General features: G+C 68.1%; 5 protein-coding genes. 3 read left to right on the top strand and 2 right to left on the bottom strand.

The window, feature by feature from the left end; all coding sequences use genetic code 11:
• Both ABIR74_RS10660 and ABIR74_RS10655 read right to left on the bottom strand, forming a co-directional pair.
• The coding region (locus ABIR74_RS10660; RefSeq protein WP_348177892.1) for an iron ABC transporter substrate-binding protein at positions 1-948 on the bottom strand (948 nt) is incomplete at its 3' end.
• Positions 949-1026: 78 nt separating this feature from the next.
• Positions 1027-2034: an ABC transporter ATP-binding protein gene (locus tag ABIR74_RS10655; RefSeq protein WP_348177889.1), complete on the bottom strand. Its 1008-nt coding sequence runs from the start codon at positions 2032-2034 to the stop codon at positions 1027-1029.
• A 107-nt stretch (positions 2035-2141) separates the two neighbouring features.
• Here ABIR74_RS10655 and priA point away from each other — a divergent pair, with 107 nt between their 5' ends.
• The 3 genes from priA to ABIR74_RS10640 form a co-directional block, all read left to right on the top strand.
• The gene (priA, locus tag ABIR74_RS10650; protein ID WP_348177886.1) at positions 2142-4073 is read left to right on the top strand and encodes a primosomal protein N'; all 1932 of its coding nucleotides are present in this window, start codon (positions 2142-2144) and stop codon (positions 4071-4073) included.
• A gap of 39 nt (positions 4074-4112) precedes the next feature.
• Complete coding sequence (gene def / locus ABIR74_RS10645) at positions 4113-4724, top strand: peptide deformylase (protein WP_348177884.1); 612 nt, start codon at positions 4113-4115, stop codon at positions 4722-4724.
• Between the two features lie 169 nt (positions 4725-4893).
• Positions 4894-5684, top strand: a 791-nt coding sequence (locus tag ABIR74_RS10640) for a methionyl-tRNA formyltransferase (protein WP_348177882.1), incomplete at its 3' end; no start/stop codon positions are given.

Below are 5684 nucleotides of genomic sequence, written 5' to 3'. Positions count from 1 at the left end.
CAGGTCGACGCTCGGCCCTTCGAGCGAGTCGAGCGGCGGCAGGCCCTCCTTGGCGCCGATGCCGGCGACCAACGGGTACTCGGCCTCGTCGGCCGATTCCGTGTAGAACCGCTGCCCCTCGTCGGAGAGCAGGAAGTCGATGAATTGTTCTGCGTCCTCCTTGTTGCCCGCGCTTGCGAGCGCGCCTGCGCCGGCGACACTGACGAGTGCGCCCGGGTCACCCTTCGCGAGGAAGTGGTTCGCGATCGGCGCGTCGGGCTGCTCTTCCTCGACGAGATACAGGTAGTAGTGGTTGACGAGCCCGAGGTCGATCTCTCCGGTGGCGAGGGCTTCGACGATCGGCGTGTTCTTCTCGTATGTCTTCGGCTCGTTCCTTTTCAGGTCGATCAGCCACTGCTTCGTCTTCTCCTCGCCGACGGCGAGACGCATGGCGGTCACGAACGCCTGGAACGACGCGTTGGTCGGGGCAATGCCGACCTTCCCCTTCCACGTGGGGCCGGTGAGATCGAACACGGAATCGGGTACCTGGTCTTCGGTCAGAGCGTCGGTGTTGTAGGCCAGTACGCGGGTTCGACCGGAGGTGCCGACCCATTTGCCGCCGGAGTCCCGAAATCGCTCGGCAACGCGGTCGAGGGTCTCCTGCGGGAGTTCGGCGAACTTGCCCGCGACCGCCCCGAGTGAGCCCGGATCCTGAGCGAAGAAGACATCGGCAGGGGAGTTGTCGCCTTCCTCGGCGATCGTTGCAGCGAGCTCGGCGCTCTCGCCGTAGCGAACATCGACCTCGATCCCCGTCTTCTCCTCGAACATGTCGATCAGCGGCTGCACCAGCTCTTCCTCGCGGCCGGAGTAGATCGTGAGCGATTCGCTCTTCGAGTCGCCGCCGCAACCTGCGAGAGCAATGACCGCGAAGAGCGTGGAGAAGAGAGTAAGGAGTGTGACGAGCTTCATGTGGTGACCCCCGTTAGGTGCGCGTAGTGTTGTAAGGGTCACCTTACACTCTGTGTAAGGGCTGCCTTACAAGAACCGTCAGTGGAAGACGGGCACCTTACCGTTGTGCACCGTGATCGAGACACGTGAACCGAGTGGAACGACCTCGTTGGACGGGCGCTGCGAGACCAGTTCGACTCCGTCGAGGACAACCCGGTAGAAGACGTCGTGGCCCCGGAACTCCCGGGCGACGACCTCGCCGGCACCGGCCGGATCGGGCGCGAGCTCGAGGAGCTCGGGTCGCACGAGCACATCCACGTTCACCGCGCCGGACGCGCCGTTCGCCGGAAACGACCCGAGAGAGGTGTTCACGCGGCCGTCCGCCACGGTGCCGGAAACGAAGTTTGCCGCACCCACGAACTCGGCGGCCCACCGTGAGGCGGGGGCCTGATACAGCTCCTCGGGCGTTCCCTGCTGCACGATCGTCCCGTCGCGCATCAGGGCGATTCGGTCGGCGAGCGAGAACGCCTCCTCGCGATCGTGGGTCACGAGCACGACGGTGACGCCGAGCGGTCGGAGGATCGCGGCGACCTCGTCTCGCAACTCACTGCGCAGGTGGGGATCGACGTTCGACCAGGGTTCGTCGAGAAGGATCGCCTCCGGAGCGGGAGCGAGCGCGCGGGCGAGCGCCACGCGCTGCTGCTGCCCCCCGGAGAGCTCGTGGGGGTAGCGGTCGCCGAGCCCGCAGAGGTCGACGAGCGCGAGCAGCATCGGGACGCGTGCCCCACGATCCTTGCGGGGAAGTCCGAAGGCGACGTTCTTCGCGACGGTGAGGTGCGGGAAAAGGGCGTAGTCCTGGAAGACCATTCCGACGCGTCTTCGCTCGGGCGGCACCCAGCAGCCCGCGCCCGCAACGTTCTCGCCGGCAACGGTGACCTTCCCGGCATCCGGCGTCTCGAAGCCGGCGATCAGGCGGAGGAGCGTCGTCTTGCCACAGCCGGAGGGGCCGAGGAGCGCGACGACCTCGCCGCGATCGACACAGAGCGACGTCGTTGTGACTGCCTCGACATTCCCGAAGCGCCGGGTCACGCCCTCCAGTGCGATCATCGAGCAATCCATGTAAGGACAACCTTACAGACGGTCCGTCGGTTTTGCCATCGTCTCGTGCGCGGGCGTGGCGTGGCCGCGGCCGGGCTCGGAGCTAGGCTCGATCGGTGCGTCTCGCCTCCGTCTATCCACTGGTCTCGTCACGGGCCGTCGCTCGCTCCTTCACCTACGAGATTCCGGACGGAGTGGGCAAAGGATCGATCGTGCAGGTCAGGTTGGGTCGGAGCGTGACACGAGGCGTGGTCGTCGACGTCGACGTCGACGCACCTTCGGGGATCAAGCTCGCCGCCATCGGGAAGGTGCTCGACGGGATACCCCCAGTTCTCGTCGATCTGGCGCTCTGGATCGCCGACTACTACGGCACCACGCCAGCCCGCGCCCTCGAGCTCGTCGCGCCAGTCCGGCGGGCCCCACGCGGCGAGCGGCCGTCCCCCGCCGAACGGGAATCGCTCCCGGGAGAGCCGAGTCCGGCGGCTTTGACTGCGGATCAGTCGGTAGCCGTGGCGCGCGTCGTCCAGGGTCTCGACGAGAGGGTCGGGGCCCACCTTCTGCTCGTCGGGCCGACGGGAAGCGGCAAGACCGAGGTGTATCTGCAGGCGTGCGAAGCCGCGCTCGCCCGCGGTCTCGGCACCATCGTGCTCGTGCCCGAGATCTCGCTCGCCCCGCAGACCGTCGGTCGTTTCCGTGAGCGGTTCGGTGACACCGTGGCGATCCTCCACTCGGCGCTCGGGCAAGCAGAACGCCGCGATGAGCGTGACCGGGTCGCGCGTGGTGAAGCTCGCGTCGTCGTCGGCGCGCGCTCGGCGATCTTCGCTCCGATGACAGACCTCGGGCTCGTGATCATCGACGAGGAGCACGACTCCTCGTACAAGCAGGAGTCCGATCCGCGCTACGACGCCCGCACCGTTGCAGCGAAGCGCGCAGCACTGGAGGGGGCCGTTGCCGTGTACGGGAGCGCGACGCCGCGCCCCGAAAGCTGGGCAACCCTCGAACGAATCGTGCTCTCTGCCAGGATCGGCGCCCCGATGCCGCGCGTGCGGATCGTCGACCTGCGCCGCGAGAGCGGCTATCCGCTCTCGGCACCACTTCTGACCGAGCTCGGTCGCATCGCCGAGCGAGGCGGCAAGGCGATCCTGCTCCTGAATCGGCGCGGCGTGACGCCCGCGATCCACTGCCGCGCGTGCGGGTTGTCGCGCCGGTGTGGGAGCTGTGACGTCGCTCTCACTCTTCACAGCGACGGGGGCCTGCACTGCCATCACTGCGGCCATCGCGAGCCGATCCCGGAGACGTGCCCCGCGTGCGGCTCGGTCGAGCTCGCGCACATCGGAGCCGGTACGCAGCGCCTCGAGAAGGAGCTCGAGCGGAGCATCCCCGAGCTCGAGCGCATCCGGCTCGATGCGGACACTGCCGCCCGTCCGGGTGCGTTGCGCGAAACGCTCGAGCGATTCAGAGACGCCGACCGCGCCGTCCTCGTTGGCACCCAGATGGTCGCGAAGGGTCACCACTTTCCCGGCGTCGACCTCGCCGCCGTCGTCGACGCGGACACGGGGCTCGCCATTCCCGACTTCCGCGCCGAGGAGCGAACGTTTCAGCTCGTCACGCAACTCGCAGGGCGAAGCGGCCGCGACGCGCCCGGCCTCGTGCTCGTCCAGACGTTCCAGCCTGACGCGATGCCGTTTCAGTTCGCCCAGCGGCACGATGTGACCGGCTTCCTCACCGAGGAGCTGGAGCGCCGAACCGCGTTGGGCTACCCGCCCGTCGGTCACCTGATCTCGATCGTCGCCTCAGGGCCGGATGCAGCCGGCGTTGCCCAGGTGCTCCGCGAGGTGCGCGCAGGTCTCGAGGACGTCGGAGGCACGATTCTCGGTCCCGCACCGCTACTGCGACTTCGGGGTCGTCACCGCGCCCAGCTTGTGGCAAAGACGGACGAGCCGCGGGCGTTCGCGCGCCGCGCTGCAGCGCTCCTCGTTGCCGCGAGCCCCGAGCTCCGTCGGCGTGGTCTCACGGCTGTCGTCGACGTCGATCCCCAGTCCCTGTAGGAGGGCGCTCGCTTGCGCGTCGCGGCTAGACTCGCCCGCATGACCGCCCACGATCACGACAACGACTATCAGCACGGCTCCGACGACGTCGAGGTCGACTTCGAGGCCGACGTCGCCGCACAGGAGGATGCCGAGGCGCGCGCGCGACGGCAGCTAGCACTGTCACAGATCCGTCAGTACGGCGACCCTGTGCTGCGGATGCGCGCCAACGAGGTGGAGAGCTTCGACAACGAGTTACAGATGCTGGTCGAGAGGATGTTCCTGCTCATGCACGACGCCGACGGCGTCGGGCTCGCAGCGACGCAGGTCGGGATCGTCAAGCGCGTCTTCGTGTTCAACCACGACGGCGACGACGTGGCCGTCGTCAACCCGGTCATCGCGAAGACCGGCCGAGATGTCGAGTCCGACGCCGAAGGCTGCCTCTCTCTCGGGCCGGTGCGGATGCCGGTCGAGAGAGCGGTAGAGGTGACGATCGAGGGGGTTGGAATCGACGGGCTGCCGCTGCGCCTCGAGCTCGAAGGCCTGCCGGCCCGCGTCGTGCAGCACGAGTTCGACCATCTCGACGGGAAGCTGATCATCGATCGGACCGATCCCGAGTCGCGGCGTGAGGCAATGGCGCAGCTGCGGCCGCGGCTCGTTCTTTCGAGGTGAGAGTGGTCGCTTCGGGGAGCTCGGTACCGCTCGGTCGGCTGCAAGAGCATTGCATCGCTTCGTCCTCGGTCGCTCCGATATGCGCCGATATCGGAGCTCTCTGCGTCCTCGCGCAGCTCGGTTTTCGCTCGCGCAGGCAGCACCGGAGTTCCCGGAGAGACCCCTAGCAGTGGCCCGCATCGCGGTCGCCGCAACGGCGCCGTTCGGAGCGGATGTGCTGGAGCGGCTCGCCGCACGCCACGAGATCTCCGCCCTCCTCACACGTCCCGACGCGCGGCAGGGCCGCGGACGACGGATCGCACCGCCTCCCGCGAAGCTCGTGGCCGAGCGTCTCGGCATCCCCGTCCTCCAGCCGGACGAACCCGAGTCGGGGCTCGAGCTGGGTGCACCCACCGTCGTCGTGTGCGCGTACGGTCTCCTCATCCCCGAAGACCTTCTCGGTGAGCGGGCGTGGCTCAATGTCCACCCGTCGCTCCTGCCCCGCTGGCGCGGCGCGGCGCCCGTCGAGCGTGCGATCCTCGCAGGGGACACCGAGACGGGGGTCACGATTCACGAGACCGTGAAGGAGCTCGATGCAGGCCCGATTGCGGCTCAGCGGGCGTTTCCGATCGGAGACGGGGACGATGCTGCCGCGATCTTCGCGCAGGCGGCGCGGTTCGCCGTTGAACTGCTCGACGACGTTCTTGCAGAAAGTTCGCCCCACTTCGTCCCCCAGGCGACCGAGGGCGTCAGTTATGCCGAGAAGATCGTTAGTGACGATCGCAAGCTCGACCTCGACGACGACCCGGTCGCGCTCGTCCGTCGCGTCCGCGCCCTGTCACCTCACATCGGCGCTCGCGCCGAACTCCACGGCAGGCCCGTGACGATCTGGAGAGCGCGGATAGGGGAGGCCGGCGCATTCGAGCCGCTCGAGGTTCAGCCGGATGGTGGCCAGCGGATGGACGCGGCCGCGTGGCTTCG

Origin of the sequence: Gaiella sp. (genome assembly GCF_039915195.1) — a bacterium.
Taxonomy (GTDB): domain Bacteria; phylum Actinomycetota; class Thermoleophilia; order Gaiellales; family Gaiellaceae; genus Gaiella.
Note: the sequence above shows the minus strand (reverse complement) of the source record. Positions and strands in the feature narration are given on the sequence as shown.